The sequence below is a fragment of the Kitasatospora sp. UYEF31 genome, assembly GCF_057291755.1.
In genome coordinates this window covers 105,628-130,482 of record NZ_JBXAWK010000001.1, presented here as the reverse complement: position 1 = coordinate 130,482, position 24,855 = coordinate 105,628, and the positions used below count along the sequence as shown (strand labels likewise).

Genomic DNA, 24,855 nt, shown 5'->3' with positions numbered 1-24,855 from the left:
TAGGGGGCAGGTGGGGACAGCCCTACCTCCAAGACACCGACCGGCCTCATGGGATCTTGAGCGGCGGAACAGCAGAGTGGACCCAAGACTCCACAACCGCCCTGAATGAGGTCCCCGTCATGTCGAACACGGCACTTCTCCCCGCCGCACCCCGGCCGCGTGCCGGGTTCTGGAAGGCACCGTTCGAGGCCCGGGTGTGGGCCGAGAGTCTGTACCTGTTCCTCAACCTGCCGCTGGGTGTGATCGGCTTCATCCTGGCGATCACGTTCTTCGTGCTGGGTGTCGGCACAACCGCGGTGTTCCTGATCGGCCTGCCGATCCTCGCCGGGCTGCTGATGTTCGCTCGCGGCTGGGGCGCGATGGAGCGGGGCCGGGCCCGCGGGCTGCTCCGGGTGGATGTCCAGGATCCCCGTCCTGCGGTGCGCAGGGGCAGCGGCTTCGGCGGCTGGATCAAGTCGCGGCTCGGTGACCAGGCCGGGTGGCGGGCCTGGCTCTACATGATCATCGGTCTGCCGTGGGGCATCTTCTCCTTTGTCACCACGGTCTGCTTCTGGGCTGTGCCGGTCGCCGCGATGGGATCCCCGCTGATCCAGTACATCCTCAACCACACCCTGGACGAAGAGGAAGACTCCCCGATCGTCTTGGGTCACGCGCTGAACAGCTACTTCTGGTCCTGGGGCCGGGCGGCGGCCGGCCTGCTGGTCTTCTTCGTCACCCCGTACGTCATCCGCGGTCTGGCCGCGGTGGACAAGGCGATGGTCCGTGCCCTGCTCGGTCCGGGCAGCCTGACCAAGCAGGTCGAGGACCTGACCGTCAGCCGTGGCGCGGCACAGGACACCGCCGCGGCCGACCTGCGCCGGATCGAGCGGGACCTGCACGACGGCGCCCAGGCCCGGCTGGTGGCGCTGGCCATGGACCTCGGTCTGGCCAAGGAGAAGATGACCTCCGACCCGGCAGCCGCCGAGCGGATGGTCGGTGAGGCGCACGCCGAGGTGAAGGTGGCCCTGCAGGAACTGCGCGACCTGGCCCGGGGCATCCACCCGGCAGTCCTGACGGACCGTGGCCTGGACGCGGCCCTGTCGGCGATCGCGGTCCGCTGCACGGTGCCGGTCAACGTGGACGTGTCGCTGGACCGGCGGCCGAGCGGCCCGGTCGAGTCGGTGGCCTACTTCACCGTCTCGGAGCTGCTGACCAACATCTCCAAGCACAGCGGCGCGAACGTGGCGTCGGTGACTGTGCGGACTGAGAAGAAGCACATGTTCATCGTGGTGGCGGACAACGGCCGGGGCGGCGCGGCGGTCGGCAAGGGTTCGGGCCTGGCGGGTCTGACCGAGCGGGTCCGGAGTGTCGACGGCACGTTGCAGGTGGACAGCCCGGAGGGCGGCCCGACGACGATGACGGTGACACTGCCTTACTGACACCGACTCTGAACAGTGCCCGGTCGCGTTCAACAAGGTGGCCGACCACTGTCGTCATTTCACGAAAAATCCACGCGTACGGCCAACCCGCCCCCCGGGTTGGCCGTTGCCGTTGCCCGTCCCCCGTGCGCCCGCGCGATCGAGGCGACGATCGACAGGCCGAGCCCGGTGCCCTCCCCCGGCGCGTGCCGACGCGGCTGCATCCGGCGGAACGGTTCGAACAGCTGTGGCACGATGTCCGCCGGAACCACCGGGCCCGTGTTGGTGACGGTCAGCCCCGCGGCGTCCACGGTGACGCCGATCCGTCCGCCGTCGATGTTGTACGCGGCCGCGTTGGCGAGCAGGTTGCGCACGAGGTGGCCGAGGAGGACGTGGTCACCGGCAACGGTCAGCGGCGCGAGGGTCTGTTCGACGGTCAGGTCCCCGAAGTCGCAGTTTTCGACCATCGCCGCGGCTACTTCGTCGAGTCGTACGGGTTCGCGCCGTTCCAGCCCCTGGTCACCGGCGGCCAGCAACAGCAGACCTTCGATCAGCTGTTCACTGCGTTCGACCACGCCCAGCATCTGGACGCGCGTGCGTTCGACCCGGCGGGGATCGGGGTCGGTCAAGCCGATCTCGACCGCCGCCCGCTGGACGGCCAACGGCGTACGGAGTTCGTGCGCGGCGTTGGCCGTGAACCGTTGTTGGGCCGCCACCAGCGCCTGGATGCGGTCGAGCATCTCGTCGAAGGTGTCGGCGAGATCCTTCAGCTCGCCGGGCGGGGCTTTGAGCGCGATGCGCTCGTGCAGGTTCTCCCCGGACAATCGGCGGGCGCTCGCCGCGATGGTGTGCACCGGGCGCAGCACCCGTCCGGCCATCCAGTAGGCCAGTACCACCGACAGCACCGCGAACACCGCGAGCGCGATCAGCGAGACGGTGAGCAGCCGCTCCAGGGTGGTCGACTCGACGGCCGTCACCAGCTTGGCCATCGAGGTACGGCTGCCCGGTGCGATCGGCGCCGCGGGTGACGTCGACAGGGTCTGGCTGGACTGGAAGTCCATACTGTCCGGCAGCGCCGGTCCGCGCTGGGCGACGGTGATGGACCTGGCGAGCTGCGGTTGCAGCCCCCGCCCGACGAGCACGTACACCAGCGCTATCAGGCCGCCGCCGGCAAGCAGCAGCAGCCCGCCGTACAGCGCGGTGAGCCGGGTGCGTTCGGTGAATCTCAGTGGGGCGAGCCGCCGTCCGATGCGCCTCATGCGGCACCCGTGATCCGGTACCCGGCCCCCGAGACGGTCTCCACCACCGGTGGTTCCCCCAGCTTGCCCCGCAGCTTGCTGACGGTCACCCGTACGGCATTGGTCCGGTAGCCCGTCCCCTCCTCCCACACCTGTTCGATGAGGTCGTCGTGGCCGACGGCCGCGCCCTCGGCGCGCATCAGTGCTTCGAGTACGGCGAACTCCTTGGGTGAAAGGTGCAGGTGCCGGCCGTCCCGGCCAGCCTGGCGGCGGGCGGTGTCCAGGGTGATCCCGGCCCGTTCGAGGACGGGCGGCAGCGCCGGCCTGGCGCGGCGCCCCAGGGCCAGCACCCTGGCCAGGAGTTCGTCGTACGCGAACGGTTTGGTCAGGTAGTCGTCGGCCCCCAGGCCGAGCCCCTCCACCCGGTCGCGCACCGTTCCCGACGCGGTCAGCATCAGCACCCGGGTGACCAGACCCCGCGCGACCACCCGGCGGCAGACCTCATCGCCGTGCACCCCGGGCAGGTCGCGGTCGAGCACGAGTACGTCGTACTCCATCGTTTCGATCTTCCGCAGGGCCTCGTCGCCGTCGGACGCCACATCGACCGCTATGGCCGCGCGGCGCAGCCCGTCAGCGATGAGTTCGGCGAGGAATGCCTCGTCTTCGACTACCAGTACACGCATGTGTTCCATATGTACCGGTTGGTGGGTTTCGAAAAGTTAAGCGGTTCCGGAGAGGGAAGCGAAACACGGGTTCCCGGCAGGGTTCGGACCAGCTGTTCCCTCGTGCCTCCCATGACTGGAGAATCCATGATCCTGCTCCGTAAGCGCGCTTTCGCCCTCGTCTGCGGCGTAGCCGCACTGGCCTTCCCGCTGACCGCGTGCGGCGGTGACTCGGACAACAAGGCTGACAAGAAGTCCGACGTCAAGGCGGAGTCCCAGACCGACAGGAACATGGACGGCGCGCTGAAGATGGCGCAGTGCATGCGCGGGGAGGGTATCGACATGCCCGACCCGAAGCCCGGCACCGACGAACGGAGCCTGACCCTCAACAGCGGTGGCAAGTCCCAGGAGGACATGTCCGCGGCGTTGAAGAAGTGTGGACAGGCCTCCGGCACCAACGGGGGCAACACCGACGCCAACGGTGAACTCACCCAGGAGTTCAAGGACCAGGCGCTGAAGTACGCGCAGTGCATGCGCACGAACGGCGTCGACATGCCCGACCCGGACTTCGACAGCAAGATGTCCAAGGCGATGCAAATGCCGCAGGACGAAGCTGGCAAGAAGAAGCTCGATGACGCGAACAAGGCCTGCGCCGCCGACGAGCCCAAGCGATGAAGCGCAAGGCACTCATCGGCGCTGTGGTGGCGGTGGTCCTGGCCGGAGGCGGCTCGGCGGCCTACACGGCGATGGCCGATGACAACTCCTCGACCGTACAAAAAAATCCCCGGCTGCTCCCCGCCACCGTGCCTGTCCAACGCGGCGACCTGAGCGACAGCACGTCGGTGGACGGCACGGTCGGCTTCGCCGCCGAGCACAAACTGAACGCGGGCGCGGCCGGAACCTTCACCTGGGTGGCCCCGGGCGGTTCGAGCGTCGAGCGGGACGGGCGTCTTTACGACGTCAACGGCCGTACGGTCCGCTTGATGTTCGGCGACGTCCCGATGTACCGCCCGCTGAAGGACGGCGACAAGGGCGCAGACGTCAAGCAGTTGGAGCAGAACCTCAAGGCGCTGGGCTTCGCCGACGGCCTCAAGGTGGACGACACCTTCACCTCGGGCACGGCCGACGCGGTCAAACGCTGGCAGAAGGCCCACAAGCAGGAGCAGACCGGCACGGTCGGCCAGGAGGACATCGCGTTCGAGCCCGGTCCCGTACGGATAAAGACGCAGGACTCCAAAGTCAGCGACCAGGCCGCTCCCGGGAAGCCCGTCTACACGGTCACCTCCGCCGAGCGGATCGTCACGGTCAAGCTCAAGACCGAGCAGCAGAGGCTCGCGCAGCCCGGCACCAAGGTGACCGTGGACCTCCCAGGGGGTGGCACGGCGACCGGCACGGTGCTGTCCGTCGGCAACGTCGCCGCAGCACCGGACCCCGACCGGCCCGGCGGCGAATCCAAGGTCGAAGCGGTCGTCGAGCTGGACGACAAGGCCAAGGCTGCGAGTGTCCCGGACCAGTCGCCGGTCTCGGTCAAGCTGATCGGGCAGACCCGCAAGGGTGTGCTGTCCGTGCCCGTCGGAGCGCTGCTCGCCCGCCCGCAGGGCGGCTTCGCCGTCCAGGTCGTCGAGAACGGTCTAGCCCGCGATGTCCCGGTGGAACTGGGCCTGTTCGGCAAGGGCAGGGTCGAAGTCTCCGGCGCGGGCCTGACCGCGGGCATGCAGGTCGGGGTGCCTTCACCATGAGTGCCGACATGCCGGCCGACGCTCCGGCCGAGGTGAACGTCGTCGAGTTGACCGGCGTACGGAAGGACTATCCGGGCGGGGTGGCGGCTCTCGCCGGTGTCGATCTGACCATCGCCCGCGGCGAGTTGCTCGCCATCGTCGGCCCGTCCGGGTCCGGCAAGTCGACGCTGCTGAACATCATCGGCACGCTGGACCGCCCGTCGGCGGGGACGGTACGGATCGCCGGCCACGACGTCAGCGCGCTCAAAGACCGCGCGCTGTCGGCGCTGCGTGCCCGGCACCTCGGTTTTGTGTTCCAGTCCTTCCACCTCGCCGCCGGGGTCTCGGCGTTGGACAACGTCGCGGACGGGCTGCTCTACACCGGCCGTTCGGTGCGCGAACGCCGCGCCGCGGCCCGTACGGCATTGGACCGGGTCGGTCTCGGCGACCGGCTGCGGCACAAGCCGCACGAGCTGTCCGGCGGTCAGAAGCAACGGGTTGCCATCGCCCGCGCGGTGGCCGGCGATCCGGACCTGCTGCTCGCCGACGAGCCGACCGGCGCGCTGGACACGAAGTCCGGGATGGCCGTCATGGACCTGCTGCGTGAACTCAACGCCGCAGGCACCACCGTCGCCGTGATCACCCACGACCAGGAGATCGCCGCTTCGCTGCCCCGCCGGGTGCGGGTGCGCGACGGGTTGATCCTGCGGGACTCGACACGGGACTCGACACGGGACTCAACACCGGGCTCGTCAGCGCACTCAACACCGGACTCGTCAGCGGAGGTCGCGGCATGAAGCACGCGTTGACCTCATCCCGCCTGCGCCCGTCCCGGCTGCGGTTCGGCGACGTCCTGCGGGCCGGCTCGGCGGGCATGCGCAGCCGCCCGATGCGCGTCGTGCTCTCCGCACTCGGCATCGCCATCGGGATCGCCACCATGATCGCCGTGGTGGGCGTCTCCGCCTCCGGCAAAGCCGATCTACTGCAACACCTGGACAAGCTCGGCACCAACATGCTGGTCGTGAAACCGGGACAGTCGATGTTCACCGGCGGCAAGGCCAAGCTTCCCGAGGAGTCGGTCGGCATGGTCGGCCGGATCGACGGCGTCGAACACGTGGTCGCGACCGGGGACGTGGAAGCGTCGGTCCGGCGTACGGAGAAGATCTCCAAGGACCAGACCGGCGGGATCGGCGTCCGCGCCGTCACCGGGGACCTGCTCGGCACGCTCCGCGGGAGGATGCTCAGCGGCAGCTGGCTCAACAACGCGACCGGCCGCTATCCCTCGGTGGTGCTCGGCCCGGTGGCCGCGCAGCGCCTGGGCATCACCGCGCCCGGGCAGCAAGTGTTCATCGGCGACCGGTACTTCACCGTGGTCGGCATCCTCGACGACTTGCCGCTGTCCCCGGAAGTCGAGCGCTCCGCGCTGATCGGCTGGGACGCGGCCAAGGAGTTCCTGGCCTTCGACGGCCACCCGACGGCGGTGTACGAACGGTCCACCGACGCTTCGGTGCATGACGTACTGAAGCTGTTGCCGCGGACGGTGGACCCCAAGGAGCCGCAGAACGTCCAGGTCACCAACCCGTCGCAGGCGTTGCAGGCCAAGGCCGCGACGGAGGGCGCGTTCTCGACGCTGCTGCTCGGCCTGGGCGGGGTGGCATTGCTCGTCGGTGGTGTGGGAGTCGCCAACACGATGATCATCTCGGTCCTTGAGCGCCGCAGCGAGATCGGCCTGCGCCGCTCCCTGGGCGCGACCCGCGGCCAGGTGCGGATCCAGTTCGTCACCGAGTCTCTGCTGCTGTCCTGCCTGGGCGGCATCGCCGGGGTGGCTCTGGGCGCGGCGGGCACGGCCGCGTACGCGGCCGCGAACGGGATGCCGGCGGTGATCCCCGGCTGGGCGGTGGCCGGTGGCCTGGGCGCGACGCTGGTCATCGGCACGGTCGCGGGGATCTACCCGGCGGTGCGGGCGGCGCGGCTGTCGCCGACGGTGGCGTTGCAGGCTGCGTGACGGGCTGCGTTGCAGGCTGCGTGACGGGCTGCGTTGCAGGCTGCGTGACGGGCTGCGTTGCAGGCTGCGTGGCGGGTTGAGCGCCACTTCGCGGGTTTTCACGATTCCCGTGTAGGTCAGGGGCTGTTTTCAGGCTCTCACCTACACGGGAATCTTGAGTTCAACTGCGCCAAGGTTGTCTGCCGACCAGAGTCGGGCACACCGTTTTTCAGATCACCCGGATGAGTGGCAAATCTCCCCATCCCTCGCGGAAAGCGTTCGGTTCAGCTCGTTTGAAGCAAACCGAACACTTTCGGGGGAACCCCAGTGAGAGCGTGCCGTCGGCGGCCTTCACTCCCCGGTGCAGCAGCAACTTCCCGTCGGCACCCTGCGTCCACAGGTCGACACGACTGTCCCCGTCCACATCACCCAGTGCGATGAGTTGCCGCACCCTGGACCAGTCAGTCGCGTAGGCCGGTGCCGTCGCGATGAGTCCTGCTGCCAGAGCCGCGCCCACCACTACGGTCACCCCACCCCGCCCCCATCAGCAAGACTGTCCCCCGCGGGGAACACGGGGCTCCCCGCTGAACGGAGAGGGCGGCACAGCGTGCGCGTGGTGATCGCGGAGGACTCGGTCCTCCTACGGGACGGCATCGCCCGGTTGCTGGTGGACCGGGGGCACGAAGTAGTGGCCGCCGTCGATGACGCCGAGCAGCTGCTGGTCAAGGCCGCGGAGCTGCGGCCGGACGTCTGCGTGGTGGATGTGCGGATGCCGCCGACGTTCACCGACGAGGGCATCCGGGCCGCCGTGCGGATGCGCACCGAGCTGCCTGAGATCGGGGTGCTGGTGCTGTCGCAGTACGTCGAGGAGGAGTACGCCACCGAGCTGCTCGCCGGGAACACCAGCGGGGTCGGCTACCTGCTGAAGGACCGGGTAGCGGACATCGGGGACTTCGTCGCCGCGGTGGTCCGGGTCGCCGGGGGCGGAACCGCGCTGGATCCGGAGGTCGTCTCCCAGTTGTTGGGCCGCAGCCGCAAGCACCACGTGCTGACGGCGCTGACCCCACGGGAGCGGGAGGTTCTGGGCCTGATGGCCGAAGGGCGTACCAATGCGGCCATCGCGCAGGCCCTGGTCGTCTCCGACGGAGCAGTTGAGAAACATGTCAGCAACATCTTCAGCAAGCTGCGCATGCCACCCAGTGAGACCGATCACAGAAGAGTGCTGGCGGTACTCGCGTATCTCGGATCCTGACACGATGACGATGAATTACTAGACACATGCAAGCATTTTGGCGTCCGGACGGGACTGACACGACTGTAAGAATCCCCCGTCCGGGTACACCGGTCCGGATATGGCATGACATGTCATCCCGACCGGGCCCGGCCCGGGGGCATCTCCAGGCCACAGCGACACCCTGGGGCGCGGTCAGGCTCCCCTTAGTTCCGCCGTACGATGCAACTGCTGTTCCCCCTGTTACTTCGATGCGCCAACGCGGCAGGCGCATCCCCCAGGGGGCAAGAAGTGACGCGACATCCGCGCGGGGCGCGGTCGGCCAGCTTTTCTCCGCGAAGTCGGGCGCCGGACCCGACGGAGCGAAGCGGAGTCGGGGCCGCTCAAACGCCCGACTCCGAGCGGAGCCATATACACAGCCGCAGCGCCGAGGAGGTCCAGACGTCGTGACACCGACGACCAAGCAGGTCAAGCAGCTTGACCGCGTGATCATCCGCTTCGCGGGTGACTCAGGTGACGGTATGCAGTTGACCGGCGACCGTTTCACCTCCGAGACGGCGTCGTTCGGCAACGACCTGTCCACCCTGCCGAACTTCCCCGCGGAGATCCGGGCGCCAGCAGGCACGCTGCCGGGTGTCTCCAGCTTCCAGCTGCACTTCGCCGACCACGACATCCTCACCCCGGGCGACGCCCCGACGGTGCTGGTGGCGATGAACCCCGCTGCGCTGAAAGCCAACATCCACGACCTCCCGCGCGGCGCGGAGATCATCGTCAACACCGACGAGTTCTCCAAGCGCGCGCTCGCCAAGGTCGGCTACAGCGCCAACCCCATCGAGGACGGCTCCCTGGACGCGTACAGCGTCCACGCCATCCCGCTGACGACGCTGACCGTCGGCTCCCTCTCCGAGTTCGCGATCTCGAAGAAGGACGCCGAGCGGGCGAAGAACATGTTCGCCCTCGGCCTGCTCTCCTGGCTGTACCACCGGCCGACCGAGTCGACCGTCGCGTTCCTGCGGAAGAAGTTCGCCAAGCTCCCGGTCATCGCCGAAGCCAACGTGACGGCCTTCCGGGCCGGCTGGAACTTCGGTGAGACGACCGAGGACTTCGTGATCTCGTACGAGGTCGCGCCGGCCAAGCAGGAGTCCGGCACCTACCGGAACATGAGCGGCAACCTCGCCCTGTCCTACGGCCTGGTGGCCGCCGGACAGCTGTCGGGCCTGCCGGTCTACCTCGGCTCGTACCCGATCACCCCGGCCTCGGACATCCTCCACGAGCTGTCGAAGCACAAGAACTTCGGCGTGCGCACGTTCCAGGCCGAGGACGAGATCTCCGGCATCGGCGCGGCCCTGGGCGCGTCCTTCGGCGGCGCGCTGGGCGTGACCACCACGTCCGGGCCGGGTGTGGCCCTGAAGTCCGAGGCCATCGGCCTGGCCGTGTCCATGGAACTGCCGCTGCTCATCGTGGACATCCAGCGCGGCGGCCCGTCCACCGGCCTGCCGACCAAGACCGAGCAGTCCGACCTGCTGCAGGCCATGTTCGGGCGCAACGGCGAGGCCCCGGTGCCGATCGTGGCCCCGGCCACCGCCGGCGAGTGCTTCGACGCGGCCATCGAAGCGGCCCGGATCGCACTGAAGTACCGTACGCCGGTCTTCCTGCTCTCCGACGGCTACCTCGCCAACGGCTCCGAGCCGTGGAAGGTCCCGGACGTCGACGAACTGCCCGACCTCAAGGTCGCGTTCGCGACCGAACCCAACCATGAGCTCGAGGACGGCAGCAAGGTCTTCTGGCCGTACAAGCGCGACCCCGAGACGCTCGCGCGTCCGTGGGCCGTCCCGGGCACGCCCGGTCTCGAACACCGCCTCGGCGGCATCGAGAAGGCCGACGGTACGGGCAACATCTCGTACGACCCGGACAACCACGACTTCATGGTGCGCACCCGCCAGGCCAAGGTCGACGGGATCGCCAAAGACATCAAGCCGCTGGAGGTCGACGACCCGACCGGCGACGCCAAGGTCCTGGTCATCGGCTGGGGTTCGACCTACGGGCCGATCGCCGCCGGTATCCGCCGGGTCCGCGCCGGTGGCGGCCGGGTCGCCCAGGCGCACCTGCGCCACCTCAACCCCTTCCCGGCCAACACGGCCGAGGTGTTGAAGGCGTACGACAGAGTCATCGTCCCGGAGATGAACCTGGGCCAGTTGGCCCTGCTGCTCCGCGGCAAGTACCTCGTCGACGCCATGCCGTACAACCAGGTCCGCGGTCTGCCGTTCAAGTCCGAGGAGCTGGCCGCCGTGATTCAGGGAGTGATCGACGGTGTCTGAAGCAGTCGTTGCGGAGGGCCTCGGCCCGCGCGGTTTCGCATCGCTGTCCCTGGTGCCCAAGACGGACACCAAGCAGACGATGAAGGACTTCAAGTCCGACCAGGAGGTCCGCTGGTGCCCGGGTTGCGGTGACTACGCGATCCTCGCCGCGGTCCAGGGCTTCATGCCCGAGCTCGGGCTGAAGAAGGAAAATGTCGTCTGGGTGTCCGGGATCGGCTGCTCCAGCCGTTTCCCGTACTACATGAACACCTACGGCATGCACTCGATCCACGGGCGGGCCCCGACGATCGCGACCGGCCTGGCCTCGTCGCGGCGTGATCTTTCGGTGTGGGTCGTCACCGGTGACGGCGACGCGCTCTCCATCGGCGGCAACCACCTGATCCACGCGCTGCGGCGCAACGTCAACCTGAAGATCCTGCTGTTCAACAACCGGATCTACGGCCTGACGAAGGGTCAGTACTCCCCTACGTCGGAGACCGGCAAGGTCACGAAGTCCACGCCCATGGGCTCGCTCGACCACCCGTTCAACCCGGTGTCGCTGGCGATCGGCGCGGAGGCGACGTTTGTCGCCCGTACGCTCGACTCGGACCGCAAGCACCTCACCAGCGTGCTCCGGGCGGCTGCCGAGCACGAAGGCACCGCACTGGTGGAGATCTACCAGAACTGCAACATCTTCAACGATGACGCGTTCGAGCCGCTGAAGAACCCGGACACCCGGGACAACGTCACCATCCGGCTGGAGCACGGGCAGCCGATCCGCTTCGGGTCCGAAGGCCAGTTCGGTGTCGTACGGGGCGCCTCCGGCTCCCTGGACGTGGCCGAGGTCGCGACGGTCGGCGAGGACGCCCTGGTCATCCACGACGCCCACGCGGAGAACCCGGAGCTGGCGTTCGCGCTGTCCCGGGTCGGCGACCTCACGTCGAACACCCACACTCCGATCGGCGTCTTCCGCGACGTCAAGCGGGCCGTGTACGACACCCTGATGGCCGACCAGATGGACCTCGCCCTGGAACAGCAGGGCCCCGGCGACCTCGCCGGGCTCCTCGCGGGCAACGACAACTGGACCATCGGCTAGAAGACGAAGTCGTCGGCGGAGGCCCCGCGGACTGTGCTGACCAGCACAGTCCGCGGGGCCTTCCAGCATTTCGGGTACGGATTTCCCCCAGGCACCTGTCCGCATCCGCGCGTGCGCGTAGTGTCGTGACCGGAGTCCGGCAAGCGCAGATTCTGAACCGGCTCCGACCGCTGTTCCCTGGGGAGGAATCCGTGTCTGAAAACCACGCAGCCGAAACCGTCACCACAGATCGTGCCCAGGATTCACGGGCGGCAGCCCGCGCCGAGGCGATCCGGCGCTGGGAGGTCCTCGAAGTCCCGCCGGACTGCTACCACGAGGTCGCGGCCCTGGCCTCCCGGCTGTTCACCGTGCCCTACTCCGTCGTCACCGTCATCGACGAGGACAACATCTGGTTCCACGGCCGGCACGGCGTGGACCTGGAGAGCATCCCCATCGCCCCCGGGCTGTGCCACGCGGTGGTCGAGTCCGGCAATCCGATCCTGTTCGAAGACGCCAGGCTCGACCCCCTCGCCTGCGTCAACCCGCTGGTGGCCGGGGAGTTCGGCCTGCGTTTCTACGCCGGGACACCGCTGCGCACCGCCGACGGGCACAACGTCGGCACACTCGCCGTGTTCGACACCGAACCGCGGGAGACCTCGAAGGAGCAGACCGACCTGCTCGACGCCCTCGCCGCTCTCGTCGTGCGCGAGTTCGAACTCCGGCTGGCCGCCCGGGTTTCCGTGGCCACCGAGCAGGAGGAACGACTGGCCGCCGAGATGGAAGCCCAGCAGACCCACGGCAAACTCGTCGACCTGGAAGGGGCCCTCGGCACGCACGGGCTGATCGGCCAGGCGATGGGCATCCTCATGGCCCAGCGCAAGATCACGTCACAGGACGCCTTCGCCACCCTGCGGAAGGCCTCACAGCACAACAACATCAAGCTCGCGGAGGTCGCCCGCAACCTGGTGGTCAACGTGGAACGGCAACTGGGGCGCTGAGCCCGGCGCACTGTCCGGTGCGCTGTCCGTCTCACTGAAGACTCCAGGCCGGGCGGCCTCTCGTGCAGCCCGGCCTGGAGTCTTTCGCCGTTGCCCGTCAGACCAGCGCGATCTCCCGGCTGCGTGCGATACCGATCCACTCCGTCAGCCGCCGGTCCAGCGGCGTACCCGGGCACAGCCGCCCGGGACACGCGCCGTACAGCACGATCACGTAGGTCATCCCGCCCTTTCGGACGACCGCGACAGCACAACTGCGCACCCCCGCGTTCCGGAGTCGACGCACCGTCGTCCGCCAGCGGGGTTCACAGTCCAGGTCGGGGCATTCGATCACGGTGTCGTTGCGCAGCACCTCACCCACCGGCCCGTTGTGGTCCTGTAGTTGGGCGTTGAACATCGCCCGCAAGTCGAGGCCGGTGGAGATCTCCACGCAGCGGTCGTCACGGTCCCACGCGGCTACGGTCGCGTCGCACGCGTCGCTGATGTCGGCGAGCGCCAGTTCGGCGACGGCGGACAGGAGAACCGACGGGTCGACTGGGGCGCCCGCGGGCCGCGGGGCGTCGAACGATCGGGAAGGGAAGGGGATCACAGTCATGGCCACACCTGAGGCTGAGTGCGGGCGTCTCGGCACCGGGCGCCGGCACTGGATGTGCGCGAGGCGTCCGGGGGTGGCTGACTGTCCAACCGCCCTCAGGATAGAACCACTTCCGGCCTGCGTGTCCCCTTTCCAGCAAAAGAATCACGCCTGCGGGCCCTGGCTCAGCAGGTCACGTCCCGGTCGGCCATCCGGGACCAGGCCGCCGACAGGAACACCGCTGCGTAGGCGGCCTGCACAGCGAGGTTCTTCAGGATGCCGCCCGTCGGCACGGGATCGCGGAGCAGGTCGCCGAACGACAGCCAGTGGTGCGAGAACAGCCACGGCTGGATGCCGCTGAGCTGCGGGATCGACTCGATGATCGCCGAGGCGATCACCAGGCCGACGGTGACCGCCATCGCCGCCACCGGGACGGTGGTGACTGTGGAGACAAAAAGCCCGATCGCGGCGAGACCGAGCAGGGACGCCGCCACGCACAGGGCGATCAGCAGGGTCCGGATGAAAGCCTCGGGCAGGCCGATGGTGTCGCCGGACAGGAGGGGGACCCGCCCCATCGGGAACAGGGCCGCGCCGACGGCCAGGCCGGACAGCGCGACTGTCAGCGTGGCCGCGAAGCAGAAGGCCACAACGGCCGCGAGCTTGACCGTGAGCAGCCGGATCCGCCCGGCGGGGGCGACCAGGAGGTAGCGCAGGGTGCCACTGCTGGCCTCCCCGGCGATCGCGTCGCCGGACACCACACCTACGGTCATCGGCAGGAAGAAGGGCAGGGTGACGGCCAGCGAGGTGAACACCAGGAACAGGCCGTTTCCGGTGATCTGGCCGATGAACTGCATCGCGCCGCCGTCGCCGGAGCCGTTGTTGGAGCTGTCGGTGAAATACCGCAGGGCCACGCCGATGAGGACCGGGACCAGCGCCAGGAAGCCCAGCATCGCGGCCGTGCGGGGCCGGCGGAAGACCAGTCGCAGCTCGCTGGCCAGGAGTCCGTTCAGGCGCGGCAGCTGAAGGCCCGACGACCGTACTTTTCCTTGCGCGTCCACGGCGGCGGCCTGACCGCCCGGGTGACCGGCCGGGGGTACGGACGTCGCCCCCCGGACGGGCTCAAGAGTCGTCGACATCAAAACCCTCCCCGGTCAGGGCGACGAACGCGTCCTCAAGGGAGGCGCCCACCAAGGTGAAGGACCGTACCCGGACATCCGCGCGGACCAGGGCCGCGCACAGTTTGTCCGGCTCGCGGTCGCCGAGTTCGGCTTCCACACCCGCCGCGGTGACGGTCACGTCGTCTATCCCGGCGGCGGCCAGGACCTCCACGGCACGGTTTTGATCGGGGGTCTGGACGACCAGTCGGCCGCGGGTACGGCTGCGGAGTTCCTCCACGGTTCCCTGGGCGACCAGCCGGCCCCGGGTCATGATCGCGGCGTGTGTGCAGACCTGTTCGATCTCGTCGAGCAGGTGCGAGGACAGGAACACCGTGGTTCCCTCAGCCGCCAGGGACCTGATCAGCGTGCGGATCTCGCGCATGCCCTGCGGGTCGAGCCCGTTGGTCGGCTCGTCGAGGACCAGCAGGTCGCGGGGCTGGAGGAGCGCCGCGGCGAGGCCGAGCCGCTGCTTCATGCCGAGGGAGTACGTACGCGCCTTGCGGTTCGCGGAGGCGGCCAGACCCACACGCTCCAGCGCGTAGTCGATGCGGGCCGTGCGGGTGGCGGGGTCGGCCATGCGGTCCGCGGAGTCGAACCGGGCCAGGTTCTCCCGGCCGGTCAGGAAGCCGTACAGAGCGGGGCCTTCGATCAGCGCGCCGACCCGCGGCAGGACGGCGTTGCCCGACTGCGGCATCGGCGCGCCGAGCAGGGAGACGGTGCCCGCGGTGGGGCGGATCAGGCCGAGGAGCATCCGGATCGTCGTCGTCTTGCCCGAGCCGTTGGGGCCGAGGAAGCCGAACACCGCGCCGGTGGGGACGGTGAGGTCGAGGCCGTCCACGGCGGCCCGGCTGTACTGTCGGCCGGCTCGAAGCCGGACGTCAGGCTGCTCCTGACTCCGCTTCACTGTGTCAGCGGCAGCGCCCGGCCTCGCCGACAAAAGCCGGGGCCGGCCGTAGCGCTTGGTCAGACCCCGGGTGACGACGGCGGCGTCGCCGGTCGTCTCGGTGAGCGGCGGCCGGACCGCCGTGGACGTACTCACTTCTGTGCCGCCGTCTTCACCAGGGTGTCGCCGTCGACGGCGCCGGCCAGGACCCGGCCGTCGTCGGTGAGCAGCACGGACACCAGGCGGGTGGTGAACAGCCTGCCGCCGTCCACCTGCGTGCCGGCCTTGTTCAGCAACGTCGACATGGGGTCGGCCCCCTTGCCGCCGTGTTTGCCGTCAATGTTGCCGACGCCCGGGATTCCGGCTTTGGGCAGGGCTCCGGCGGGGAGTTCGACCACTGTGGCCCAGCCCCCACCGTGCATCTTGGGCATGCCCTTGGACGCCCAGTCCTTCATGTCCGGCAGCACCGACGGAACCCCGCCGGCCTTCCCGGGCGAGTCCTTGGGCGCCTCCACCTTCTTCTCCTTCGCGCCCGGCGGCGGGGTGAAGGTGAACCGGTCGGCGGCCGGCTTGTCGAAGGACACCTTGGTGAAACCGATGTCCACAGCGGGCTTTCCGCCCTTTGCAGTGTTGACCGTGACCTTGAGCGGCACGCCCGTCGTCGCGTCGACGTTGATCGTCGCGCTGCCGATCAGCGAACCGGCCTGCTTGGGCTTGACCGTCAGGTTGTACGTGTCACGCCCGGCGACCTTGGACGTTCCGGACACCGACACGTCGCTGCTCGGTCCGGCCAGGTCGAGGAGCTTCTTCGCGGCGTCCTGGGGAACCTTCGGGATCTCCGGCAGGACACCGGCCTTCTCCGCGACCCCGGTCGTACTCCTGTGGGAGTACGTGTGGTTCCTGCTGTCGTACGTCCACACCTCGTTGCCGTTGTGGATGAGGGTGAACTCGGCGAGGTCGCCGGTGATTCCGACACGCTGCCGGTCGGGCCCGTCGACCGCGACGTGCAGCTCGTGGGTGCCGCTGATCAGCGCGGACGGGTCGACCCCGCCACGGCCGGGCATGGCGGGCAGGCCCAGATCAGTGCTGACCTGCACATCACCGCTCAGCGCCTGCGTGTTCGAACCCACCACCTTGGCGATGACCTGCTCCGCGGTGAGCTGGGGAAGCGCCGGATCGGCGCCGTTGTCGTCGGCGAAGGCGCTCGGCCCGTACGCGATCCCCGCGACGCACACCGCGGCGACCCCGACGGGCACCGCGAGCCGCCAGGCGGTTCGGCGGTGTCGTACCTGCTGCTCGGACATGGGATTGGTCCCTCCCTGGCTACTCCTGCGCGGAGACCGTCCTGCGGGGTTCGTCCGGTTCTCACGAACCCTTCGGCCGTCGCCTCCGCCCGGGTGTGATCCGTCACGACCCGGTCGGGCCGTGTGTGACCAGCAGATCACCAGGAGCAGGGGCAGCACGTCCCCCAGTCGGAGTCACCGGGGGTAAGCCTGCGGGAGTACCTCCGGCCCCGGACCGGGCCTTGATGACGACGCGGGAAGTACTTCGTACAACGTCACGCGCACACGAACGCGCTCACGCGCTGCGCTCGACCACCAGTTCGCACAGCATCGACAGCGCGGACTTCGCCGGGCCGTCGGGCAGCGGGGCGAGCAGGTCGCGGGCCTCTTCGGCGTAACGGCGGGTGTCCTGCCTGGCCCTGGCCAGCGCGGGGTGGGCGCGCAGCAGCCTGAGTGCCTCGGCGTGCAGGGCGTCGTCGGTGATGGGGCCGCCGCACAGTTCGAGGAGCCGCTGGTCGGCCGCGTCGGCGGGGTCCGCGGTCGCCATCAGGTAGAGGAGCGGCAGCGTGGGCACGCCTTCACGCAGGTCCGTGCCAGCTGTCTTGCCCGACTCGGTGGAGTCGCTGGCGATGTCGAGCACGTCGTCGGCCAACTGGAAGGCCACGCCGATCCGCTCGCCGTAGTGGGTGAGGATGTCGACCGTGGCCTCGTCGGCGCCGGCGAACATCGCGCCGAACTGGACCGAGGTGCCGATCAGCGAGCCGGTCTTGTCGGCGATCACCGACAGGTAGTGCTGCACCGGATCCTCGCCGTCCTGCGGGCCGACCGTCTCCCGGATCTGACCGGTGACAAGGCGGGAGAAGGCGCGGGCCTGGATGCGTACGGCCTCGGCGCCGAGGTCGGAGACGATCTCGGAGGCCTTGGCGAAGAGGAAGTCGCCGGTGAGGATGGCCACCGAGTTGTCCCAGCGGGAGTTCGCGCTGGGTGCGCCGCGCCGCAGCGGGGCCTCGTCCATCACGTCGTCGTGGTAGAGCGTCGCCAGGTGGGTCAGTTCGCACACCACCGCGGAGGGGACCACGCCGGGCGCCTGCGGGTCGCCGAACTGTGCGGCGAGCAGGGTCAGCAGTGGGCGGAAGCGCTTGCCACCGGCCTCGGCGAGGTGCCGCGAGGTCTGGGTGAGGAAGGGGAACTCGCTCTTCATGGACGCGAGGAGCTCCTGCTCCACATCGGCCATCCCCACCCGGACCTCGGCATCGAGGGCCTCGTCGGCGACGTTCAGCCCGAAGGGCCCGACGATCGTCATGACGAGTGTCTCCTGTCGACTACGCAGATCTTGTCTGCGTCTGAAGTGCCTAGTAAGCGAACACGGCCGCCTTGTCCGCAAGGTCGAGGACCGGCTGCGGCATGACGCCCAGGACCACAGTAACGGCCACACCCAGGGCGATGGCTGCGGTGGTCATCACAGACGGCACGACAACACTCGGGCCGTCTGCCCGCGGCTCGGAGAAGAACATCAGAACGATGACCCGGACGTAGAAGAACGCGGCCACCGCCGAGCACAGCACACCCACCACCACCAAGGGTCCCGCACCACCTTCGGCCGCCGCCTGGAACACGGCGAACTTTCCGGCGAAACCACTGGTCAGCGGGATTCCGGCAAAGGCGAGCAGGAAGATGGCGAACACTCCTGCGACAAGAGGCGAGCGACGCCCGAGACCGGCCCAGCTGGACAGGTGGGTGGCTTCGCCGTCGGCGTCCCGCACCAGGGTGACCACGGCGAACGCGCCGAGCGTCACAAATCCGTACGACACCAGATAGAACAACGTGGACGACACACCGGCCCGGTCAGCCGCGACCACGCCGGTGAGCAGGAAGCCCGCGTGGGCGATCGACGAGTAGGCCAGGAGCCGCTTCACGTCGGTCTGGGTGATCGCGATGACCGCGCCGGCGACCATGGTGAGGATCGCGATGCCCCACATCACCGGCCGCCAGTCCCACTTCATGCCGGGCATGGCCACGTAGAAGAACCGCAGGATCGCGCCGAAGGCCGAGACCTTCGTCGCGGCGGCCATGAACGCGGTGATCGGGGTGGGCGCGCCCTGGTAGACGTCCGGGGTCCAGGAGTGGAACGGCACCGCGCCGACCTTGAACAGCAGGCCGACCGCGACCATAGCCATGCCGATGAGCAGCAGTGCGTCGTCGTCCATCGCGCCGCCGCTGGCTACAGCGATCTTCGCCAGGTCCACGCTTCCCGAGTAGCCGTACAGCAGGGCTGTGCCGAACAGGAAGAACGCCGAGGAGAACGCGCCGAGCAGGAAGTACTTGAGCGCGGCTTCCTGGGACAGCAGGCGCTTGCGCCGGGCCAGGCCGCACAGCAGGTACAGCGGGAGGGACAACACCTCAAGGGCGATGAACATCGTCAGCAGGTCGTTGGCCGCCGGGAAGAGCAGCAGGCCGCCGAGCGCGAACATCGTCAGCGGGTAGACCTCGGTCAGCTGCCAGCCGGCCGCGGCCGCCTGCCTCTCCTGCTCACTGCCGGGGGCCGCGGCTGCCTGCGGCGCAAAAGCATCGCCACCGCCTTCCAGCTTGCGTTCGGCGATCAACAGCACCGACGCGATCCCGATCAGCAGGATCGTGCCCTGGAGGAACAGCGTCGGGCCGTCGATGGCGACCGCGCCGACGGCGGCGATCTCATGTTTGCCCGCCAGGAGGCAGACGGCGACAAAGGCCGCCGCCATGCCGAGCAGGGCGGTGCCGAGTTGGGCCCAGTAGCGGGCCTTGCGCGGCAGGAACGCCTCGATGAGTACGCCGATGACGGCCACCCCGAAGATGATGAGCATCGGCGAGAGTTCGCCGTACTCGATCTTCGGCGCGTCGATCACCGTGACGGCGAGCACGGAACTCACTTGTGGCCTCCAACAGGAGCTTCGGGCTCAGCGATCGGCTTGGTGGGCGGCGGGTCCTTCTGGTCGACCTGCACCAGCGTCCGGTCCACCGACGGGTTGACGATGTCGAGCACCGGCTTGGGGTAGACGCCCAGGACCAGGAGCAGGGCGATCAGCGGTGTGACGACGACCAGCTCACGGATGTTCAGGTCGGGGAGCTTCTCGTTGCCGGGCTTGACCGGGCCGGTCATCGTGCGTTGGTAGAGCACCAGCACGTACAGCGCGGCGAGCACGATGCCAGTGGTGGCGAACACTGCCGCCACCTTGTACTTGGCGAACGCGCCGACGAGGACCAGGAACTCGCTGACGAACGGTGCGAGTCCGGGCATCGACAAGGTGGCCAGTCCGGCCACCAGGAAGGTTCCGGCCAGGACCGGGGCGACCTTCTGGACACCGCCGAAGTCGGCGATCATCTTCGAGCCGCGCCGGGTGATCAGGAATCCGGCGATGAGCAGCAGCGCGGCGGTGGAGAAGCCGTGGTTGACCATGTACAGCGTCGCGCCGCTCTGGCCCTGACTGGTCATCACGAAGATGCCCAGGATGATGAACCCGAAGTGCGAGATCGAGGTGTACGCGATCAGCCGCTTGATGTCGGTCTGGCCGACGGCGAGCAGCGCTCCGTAGATGATCCCGATGACCGCCAGCGTGATGATCACCGGCGCGAAGGTCTTGGACGCGTCGGGGAACAGTTCGAGGCAGAACCGCAGCATCGCGAAAGTGCCGACCTTGTCGACCACCGCGGTGATGAGTACGGCCGTACCCGGGGTGGCCTCGGTCATCGCGTCCGGCAGCCAGGTGTGGAACGGGAACAGCGGGGCCTTGACCGCGAACGCGAACATGAAGCCGAGGAAGATCGCGTTCTGGGTGTTGGACGACATGCTGAGGCTGCCGTTGTGGACCGCCTCGGTCACGACCGCGAGGTCGAAGGTGCCCCGGCCGTCCGCGCCGATGCTGTCCCGCGCGGTGGCCACGTAGAGCGCCACCACGGCGGCCAGCATGACCAGCCCGCCCAGGAGGTTGTAGAGCAGGAACTTGACCGCAGCGTACGACCGTTGCTTCTCCCCCTCGGGCTGCGATGGCCCGTAGCCGCCGATGAGGAAGTACATCGGGATGAGCATGGCTTCGAAGAAGATGTAGAAGAGGAAGATGTCGGTGGCCGCGAAGGACACGATCACCATCGACTCGACCATCAGCATCAGGGCGAAGAACGCGTGGGTCTTGCGGAGCGAAGCCTTCGAGCCCTCGGGCTCATCCGCGTCGTTCCACGAGGCGAGCACCAGGATCGGCATGAGCGCCGCGGTCAGCAGGATCAGCACGACCCCGATGCCGTCGACGCCGAGCGACCAGTGCACCCCGAAGTTCTTGATCCAGGTGTACGACTCGGTGAGCTGGTACTTCTCACCGCTGTTCTTGTCGAACTTCGCGATGACCGCGATGGCCAGGGCCAGTTCGAGCAGCGAGACCACCAGCGCGATGGACTTCGCGAGTTGCCGCTTGGTGCCCGGGGTCAACGCGACCGCAACACCGCCGGCGAACGGCAGCACCGCCAGGGTGGTCAGCCAGGGATAGCCACTCATTCTCAAACCGCCCTTGCCATCAGCGTCGCCAGGACCACCACTGCCGTGCCACCGAACATCGACAGGGCGTAGGACCGGGCGAAGCCGGTCTGGACCTTGCGCACCCGCGCCGACGTTCCGCCGACCGCGGCGGCGAGCCCGCCGACGAACCCGTCGATGCCGCGACTGTCAGCCCAGACGAGCAGTCGGGTCAGGTACTGGCCCGGCCGCATGACCAGGCCTTCGTTGATCGTGTCCTGGTAGAGGTCCTTGCGGGCCGCCACCGTGGCCAGCGAACCGGCCGGTGCGATCACCGGCACGTCGCGGCGTGCGTACTGGAAGTACGCGACGAGCACACCGGCCAGGACCATCACCATCGCCGCGCCGGTGATCGACCAGACGGGAACCGGCAGGTCGCCCTCCGCGTGCCCGGTGACCGGGGTCAGCCAGTGCACGAAGTTGCTGTTGAGCGCGAACAGGCCACCGGCGAAGACCGATCCGAAGGCCAGCACGATCATCGGGATCGTCATGACCGCCGGCGACTCGTGCGGGTGCGGCGAGTGCCAGTCGGAGGAGGCCCCGACCGGGGCGTCCTTCCAGCGTTCCTTGCCGAAGAAGGTCATGAGCATCACGCGCGTCATGTAGAACGCGGTCAGTCCGGCCGCGAGCAGAGTCACACCGCCCAGCACCCAGCCGCCCGTACCGCCCTTGGCGAAGGCCGCCTCGATGATCTTGTCCTTGGAGAAGAACCCGGAGAGCAGCGGGAAGCCGATGATCGCCAGGTAGCCGAGGCCGAAGGTGACGAAGGTGATCGGCATGTACTTGCGCAGTCCGCCGTACCGCCGCATGTCTACTTCATCGTCCATCGCGTGCATGACACTGCCCGCGCCGAGGAACAGCCCGGCTTTGAAGAAGCCGTGCGTCACCAGGTGCATGATCGCGAACGCGTAGCCGACCGGGCCGAGGCCCGCCGCCAGGATCATGTAGCCGATCTGCGACATCGTCGACGCCGCGAGCGCCTTCTTGATGTCGTCCTTCGCGCAGCCGACGATCGCGCCGAAGAGCACCGTGATCGCCCCGACGACCAGGACGACCGTCTGCGCGTCGGGCGCCGCGTTGAAGATGTACGCGGAACGCGTGATCAGGTACACGCCGGCGGTGACCATGGTCGCCGCGTGGATCAGGGCCGAGACCGGGGTCGGGCCCTCCATCGCGTCGCCCAGCCAGGCCTGCAGCGGGAACTGCGCCGACTTTCCGCAGGCCGCGAGCAGCAGCATCAGGCCGATGACAGTGAACGTCTTCTCCGACGCCTGCGCGTTGCCGCCCAGGACCGCGTCGAAGGAGAACGTCCCGAAGGTGGTGAACATCAGGAAGATCGCGACGGCCAGACCGAAGTCGCCGACGCGGTTCATGATGAACGCCTTCTTGGCCGCGGTGGCCGCCGAGGGCTTGTGCTGCCAGAAGCCGATGAGCAGGTACGAGGCCAGGCCCACACCCTCCCAGCCGACGTAGAGCAGCAGGTAGTTGTTCGCCAGGACCAGCAGCAGCATGGCCGCCAGGAAGAGGTTGAGGTAGGCGAAGAACTTCCGCTTGTTCGGGTCTTCCTTCATGTACCCGAGCGAGTACGTGTGGATCAGCGACCCGACGCCGGTGATCAGCAGGACGAACACGATGGACAGCTGGTCCAGGTGCATGCCGATGTCGGCCTGGAAGCCGTCCACCGGAGCCCACGTCCACAGGTGCTGGTTGACCGACCGCTCAGCGCCGGACTTGTCGAGCATCGCGCTGAACAGTGCGACCCCGACGCCGAAGGACGCCCAGGCCAGACCGAGGCCGAGGCCGGCGCCGTACTTGTTCGTGCGTTTCCCGCCGAGCAGCAGTACCGCCGCGCCGAGCAGTGGGAGCGCGACTACCAGCCAGATCAGGTCGAAGGTGCCGGTGGCGTTCACCGCGTGCAGCCCGCCTCCTCCTTCGGAGGCCAGGAAAGATGGTTCGATCACCGTACGTCCCCTACCACTTCATCAGGTTGGCGTCGTCGACCGAGGCCGTACGGCGGCTGCGGAACATGGCGATGATGATCGACAGGCCGACCACGACCTCCGCGGCGGCGACGACCATCGTGAAGAACGCGATGATCTGGCCGTCGAGGTTGCCGTGCAGCCGGGCGAAGGTGACGAACGCCAGGTTGCAGGCGTTCAGCATCAACTCCACGCACATGAAGACCACGATCGCGTTACGCCTCAGGAGCACCCCGGACGCGCCAATGGTGAACAGGAGCGCCGACAGGTACAGGTAGTTGGCTGGATTCACCTGGCATCTCCTACTGGCGAGGCACCGACGTGGTCGTCGCCGTTGTCCGGCTCGTCGTCAGGCCCAGGTGTGGGCGCCCCGCCGGACTGCTGCCGGGCCGGCGGCACCTCGGGGCGGACGTCCGACCACTCTTCGGCGTCGCCGCCGATCTGGCCGACCGGACGGATCCGTTCGGCGCTGATGTCCCGGACCTGACCGCGGGCCCGCAGCGTCGCGTTGACCGAAAGCTCGGCCGGTGTGCCGTCGGGCAGCAGCGCGGGGGTGTCCACCGAGTTGTGCCGGGCGAACACACCGGGCGCGGGGAGCGGCGCGACGTACTTGTTGTCCTTGATGCGCTCTTCGGACTGCTCCCGCTGCGACTTGCGCGGGATGAGGCGCTCGCGGTGGGCGAGCACCATCGTGCCGACCGCCGCGGTGATCAGCAGTGCGCTGGTGACCTCGAACGCCCAGACGTAGCGGGTGAAGATGAGGTGGGCGAGCGACTGGACGTTGCCGCCGTACTGCGCGTCGGCCGTCCCCGTGCCGACGAACGTCTTCAGGGACGCGTTGCCGATCCCGGCGATGAGCAGCAGGCCGAAACCGACACCGATGCCGGCCGCCGCCCAGCGCTGGCCGCGCAGTTGCTCCTTGAGTGAATCGGCCGAGGAGACGCCGACCAGCATCAGGACGAACAGGAAGAGCATCATGATCGCGCCGGTGTAGACGACGATCTGTACGACGCCGAGGAAAACCGCGCCCTGCGCCATGTAGAACAGCGCGAGGCAGATCATGGTGGACGCGAGGGCGAGTGCGCTGTGCACCGCTTTCTTCATCAGCACCGTGCCCAGTGCCCCGGCGGTCGCGATGATCGCGAGCACCCAGAACTGGAAGGCTTCACCGGTTGACGTTCTGGTGACCTCGGCTGCGAGGTCGACGTACGGACTCACTGTCGGCCTCCCGCCGCCTGTGCGCGGGCCGCGTCAGCGTCGGCACCTTCGGGAACGGTCTCCTCGGGGAAGTCTCCGAACTCGTCTTCCTTGAGCCCGGCGCCCACCGTCTGCCGCTCCGTCCCCGGAGCCGCCGTGGTGATCTTCCCGAGGTAGTAGTCGCGTTCGTCCGTACCGGGGTACATGTCGTGCGGCGCCTCGACCATGCCCTCGTGCAGCGGCGCGAGCAGCTGCTCCTTGGTGAAGATCAGGCTGGCCCGCGACGTGTCGGCCAACTCGTACTCGTTGGTCATCGTCAGCGCCCGGGTCGGGCAGGCTTCGATGCACAGGCCGCAGAAGATGCAGCGCAGATAGTTGATCTGGTAGACGGCGCCGAACCGTTCACCGGGCGAGTAGCGCTCGGTGTCGGTGTTGGTGCCGCCCTCCACGTAGATCGCGTCAGCCGGGCAGGCCCACGCGCACAGTTCACAGCCGATGCACTTCTCCAGCCCGTCCGGATACCGGTTGAGCTGGTGGCGTCCGTGGAACCGGGGTGCGGTCGGCTTCTTCTCAAACGGGTAGAACTCGGTGTTCGCCTTCTTGAACATGGTCGCGAAGGTGACGCCGAACCCTGCGGCCGGTCCG

22 protein-coding genes are annotated in these 24,855 nt (G+C 68.4%); 9 read left to right on the top strand and 13 right to left on the bottom strand.

Going from position 1 to position 24,855, the window contains the following annotated elements; all coding sequences use genetic code 11:
• Positions 1–119 precede the first annotated feature (119 nt).
• Positions 120–1,418, top strand: a complete 1,299-nt coding sequence (locus AC0Z36_RS00595) for a sensor histidine kinase (protein ID WP_485460588.1) — start codon at positions 120–122, stop codon at positions 1,416–1,418.
• 59 nt (positions 1,419–1,477) lie between these two features.
• Here the strand turns inward: AC0Z36_RS00595 and AC0Z36_RS00590 are convergent, their stop codons facing one another.
• Positions 1,478–2,656 carry a sensor histidine kinase gene (locus AC0Z36_RS00590; RefSeq protein WP_485460587.1) on the bottom strand — a complete coding sequence of 393 codons (1,179 nt, stop codon included), beginning with the start codon at positions 2,654–2,656 and terminating at the stop codon, positions 1,478–1,480.
• On the bottom strand, positions 2,653–3,318 hold the full coding sequence (locus AC0Z36_RS00585; protein WP_485460586.1) for a response regulator transcription factor: 666 nt from the start codon (positions 3,316–3,318) through the stop codon (positions 2,653–2,655). Before AC0Z36_RS00585 ends, AC0Z36_RS00590 begins: the two co-directional genes overlap by 4 nt.
• 111 nt (positions 3,319–3,429) lie before the next feature.
• On the opposite strand from AC0Z36_RS00585, the gene AC0Z36_RS00580 reads away from it, so the two are divergent.
• The 8 genes from AC0Z36_RS00580 to AC0Z36_RS00545 all read left to right on the top strand — a co-directional run bounded on the left by AC0Z36_RS00580 (position 3,430) and on the right by AC0Z36_RS00545 (position 12,600).
• A complete protein-coding gene (locus AC0Z36_RS00580) occupies positions 3,430–3,972 on the top strand; it encodes a hypothetical protein (RefSeq protein ID WP_485460585.1) in 543 nt (180 codons plus the stop codon).
• Positions 3,969–5,036 (top strand): peptidoglycan-binding protein, encoded by a 1,068-nt coding sequence (locus AC0Z36_RS00575; RefSeq protein ID WP_485460584.1) that lies wholly within the window; start codon positions 3,969–3,971, stop codon positions 5,034–5,036. Before AC0Z36_RS00580 ends, AC0Z36_RS00575 begins: the two co-directional genes overlap by 4 nt.
• The gene (locus AC0Z36_RS00570; protein ID WP_485460583.1) at positions 5,033–5,812 is read left to right on the top strand and encodes an ABC transporter ATP-binding protein; all 780 of its coding nucleotides are present in this window, start codon (positions 5,033–5,035) and stop codon (positions 5,810–5,812) included. The genes AC0Z36_RS00575 and AC0Z36_RS00570 overlap by 4 nt, the downstream gene beginning before the upstream one ends.
• On the top strand, positions 5,809–7,020 hold the full coding sequence (locus AC0Z36_RS00565; protein WP_485460582.1) for an ABC transporter permease: 1,212 nt from the start codon (positions 5,809–5,811) through the stop codon (positions 7,018–7,020). The genes AC0Z36_RS00570 and AC0Z36_RS00565 overlap by 4 nt, the downstream gene beginning before the upstream one ends.
• Positions 7,021–7,606: 586 nt before the next feature.
• Entirely contained in the window at positions 7,607–8,251 is a 645-nt protein-coding gene (locus AC0Z36_RS00560) for a response regulator transcription factor (RefSeq protein WP_485460581.1), read from the top strand.
• Positions 8,252–8,676: 425 nt separating this feature from the next.
• Positions 8,677–10,548 (top strand): 2-oxoacid:acceptor oxidoreductase subunit alpha, encoded by a 1,872-nt coding sequence (locus tag AC0Z36_RS00555; RefSeq protein ID WP_485460580.1) that lies wholly within the window; start codon positions 8,677–8,679, stop codon positions 10,546–10,548.
• A 79-nt stretch (positions 10,549–10,627) separates the two neighbouring features.
• Positions 10,628–11,623 (top strand): 2-oxoacid:ferredoxin oxidoreductase subunit beta, encoded by a 996-nt coding sequence (locus AC0Z36_RS00550; RefSeq protein ID WP_485460668.1) that lies wholly within the window; start codon positions 10,628–10,630, stop codon positions 11,621–11,623.
• A gap of 191 nt (positions 11,624–11,814) precedes the next feature.
• Complete coding sequence (locus tag AC0Z36_RS00545) at positions 11,815–12,600, top strand: ANTAR domain-containing protein (protein WP_485460579.1); 786 nt, start codon at positions 11,815–11,817, stop codon at positions 12,598–12,600.
• 97 nt (positions 12,601–12,697) lie between these two features.
• On the opposite strand, the gene AC0Z36_RS00540 is transcribed toward AC0Z36_RS00545, so the two are convergent.
• The 11 genes from AC0Z36_RS00540 to nuoI all read right to left on the bottom strand — a co-directional run bounded on the left by AC0Z36_RS00540 (position 12,698) and on the right by nuoI (position 24,818).
• Positions 12,698–13,192 (bottom strand): hypothetical protein, encoded by a 495-nt coding sequence (locus tag AC0Z36_RS00540; RefSeq protein ID WP_485460578.1) that lies wholly within the window; start codon positions 13,190–13,192, stop codon positions 12,698–12,700.
• Positions 13,193–13,356: 164 nt separating this feature from the next.
• A complete protein-coding gene (locus AC0Z36_RS00535; protein ID WP_485460577.1) occupies positions 13,357–14,307 on the bottom strand; it encodes an ABC transporter permease in 951 nt (316 codons plus the stop codon).
• Positions 14,291–15,367 (bottom strand): ABC transporter ATP-binding protein, encoded by a 1,077-nt coding sequence (locus AC0Z36_RS00530; protein WP_485460576.1) that lies wholly within the window; start codon positions 15,365–15,367, stop codon positions 14,291–14,293. The genes AC0Z36_RS00535 and AC0Z36_RS00530 overlap by 17 nt, the downstream gene beginning before the upstream one ends.
• The gene (locus AC0Z36_RS00525) at positions 15,364–16,515 is read right to left on the bottom strand and encodes a LolA family protein (protein WP_485460575.1); all 1,152 of its coding nucleotides are present in this window, start codon (positions 16,513–16,515) and stop codon (positions 15,364–15,366) included. The genes AC0Z36_RS00530 and AC0Z36_RS00525 overlap by 4 nt, the downstream gene beginning before the upstream one ends.
• A 274-nt stretch (positions 16,516–16,789) precedes the next feature.
• Positions 16,790–17,797 (bottom strand): polyprenyl synthetase family protein, encoded by a 1,008-nt coding sequence (locus AC0Z36_RS00520; protein WP_485460574.1) that lies wholly within the window; start codon positions 17,795–17,797, stop codon positions 16,790–16,792.
• Positions 17,798–17,846: 49 nt separating this feature from the next.
• Positions 17,847–19,400 (bottom strand): NADH-quinone oxidoreductase subunit NuoN, encoded by a 1,554-nt coding sequence (nuoN, locus tag AC0Z36_RS00515; RefSeq protein WP_485460573.1) that lies wholly within the window; start codon positions 19,398–19,400, stop codon positions 17,847–17,849.
• On the bottom strand, positions 19,397–21,016 hold the full coding sequence (locus AC0Z36_RS00510) for an NADH-quinone oxidoreductase subunit M (protein ID WP_485460572.1): 1,620 nt from the start codon (positions 21,014–21,016) through the stop codon (positions 19,397–19,399). The genes nuoN and AC0Z36_RS00510 overlap by 4 nt, the downstream gene beginning before the upstream one ends.
• A gap of 2 nt (positions 21,017–21,018) precedes the next feature.
• Positions 21,019–22,944, bottom strand: coding sequence for an NADH-quinone oxidoreductase subunit L (gene nuoL / locus AC0Z36_RS00505; protein WP_485460667.1), 1,926 nt, complete (start codon positions 22,942–22,944; stop codon positions 21,019–21,021).
• 61 nt (positions 22,945–23,005) lie between these two features.
• The gene (gene nuoK / locus AC0Z36_RS00500; protein WP_485460571.1) at positions 23,006–23,305 is read right to left on the bottom strand and encodes an NADH-quinone oxidoreductase subunit NuoK; all 300 of its coding nucleotides are present in this window, start codon (positions 23,303–23,305) and stop codon (positions 23,006–23,008) included.
• Positions 23,302–24,231 carry an NADH-quinone oxidoreductase subunit J gene (locus AC0Z36_RS00495; protein WP_485460570.1) on the bottom strand — a complete coding sequence of 310 codons (930 nt, stop codon included), beginning with the start codon at positions 24,229–24,231 and terminating at the stop codon, positions 23,302–23,304. The genes nuoK and AC0Z36_RS00495 overlap by 4 nt, the downstream gene beginning before the upstream one ends.
• Entirely contained in the window at positions 24,228–24,818 is a 591-nt protein-coding gene (nuoI, locus tag AC0Z36_RS00490) for an NADH-quinone oxidoreductase subunit NuoI (protein WP_485460666.1), read from the bottom strand. The genes AC0Z36_RS00495 and nuoI overlap by 4 nt, the downstream gene beginning before the upstream one ends.
• Between the last annotated feature and the right edge of the window lie 37 nt (positions 24,819–24,855).

Bases quoted from the DNA above. Each gene is read 5' to 3' on its own strand.
- AC0Z36_RS00520 (WP_485460574.1), bottom strand. From the start codon at position 17,797: ATGACGATCGTCGGGCCCTTCGGGCTGAACGTCGCCGACGAGGCCCTC.
- AC0Z36_RS00550 (WP_485460668.1), top strand. From the start codon at position 10,628: ATGAAGGACTTCAAGTCCGACCAGGAGGTCCGCTGGTGCCCGGGTTGC.
- AC0Z36_RS00570 (WP_485460583.1), top strand. From the start codon at position 5,033: ATGAGTGCCGACATGCCGGCCGACGCTCCGGCCGAGGTGAACGTCGTC.
- AC0Z36_RS00540 (WP_485460578.1), bottom strand. From the start codon at position 13,192: ATGACTGTGATCCCCTTCCCTTCCCGATCGTTCGACGCCCCGCGGCCC.
- AC0Z36_RS00575 (WP_485460584.1), top strand. From the start codon at position 3,969: ATGAAGCGCAAGGCACTCATCGGCGCTGTGGTGGCGGTGGTCCTGGCC.
- AC0Z36_RS00595 (WP_485460588.1), top strand. From the start codon at position 120: ATGTCGAACACGGCACTTCTCCCCGCCGCACCCCGGCCGCGTGCCGGG.
- AC0Z36_RS00585 (WP_485460586.1), bottom strand. From the start codon at position 3,318: ATGCGTGTACTGGTAGTCGAAGACGAGGCATTCCTCGCCGAACTCATC.
- AC0Z36_RS00590 (WP_485460587.1), bottom strand. From the start codon at position 2,656: ATGAGGCGCATCGGACGGCGGCTCGCCCCACTGAGATTCACCGAACGC.
- AC0Z36_RS00525 (WP_485460575.1), bottom strand. From the start codon at position 16,515: ATGTCCGAGCAGCAGGTACGACACCGCCGAACCGCCTGGCGGCTCGCG.
- nuoI (WP_485460666.1), bottom strand. From the start codon at position 24,818: ATGTTCAAGAAGGCGAACACCGAGTTCTACCCGTTTGAGAAGAAGCCG.
- AC0Z36_RS00565 (WP_485460582.1), top strand. From the start codon at position 5,809: ATGAAGCACGCGTTGACCTCATCCCGCCTGCGCCCGTCCCGGCTGCGG.
- AC0Z36_RS00580 (WP_485460585.1), top strand. From the start codon at position 3,430: ATGACTGGAGAATCCATGATCCTGCTCCGTAAGCGCGCTTTCGCCCTC.
- AC0Z36_RS00510 (WP_485460572.1), bottom strand. From the start codon at position 21,016: ATGAGTGGCTATCCCTGGCTGACCACCCTGGCGGTGCTGCCGTTCGCC.
- AC0Z36_RS00535 (WP_485460577.1), bottom strand. From the start codon at position 14,307: ATGTCGACGACTCTTGAGCCCGTCCGGGGGGCGACGTCCGTACCCCCG.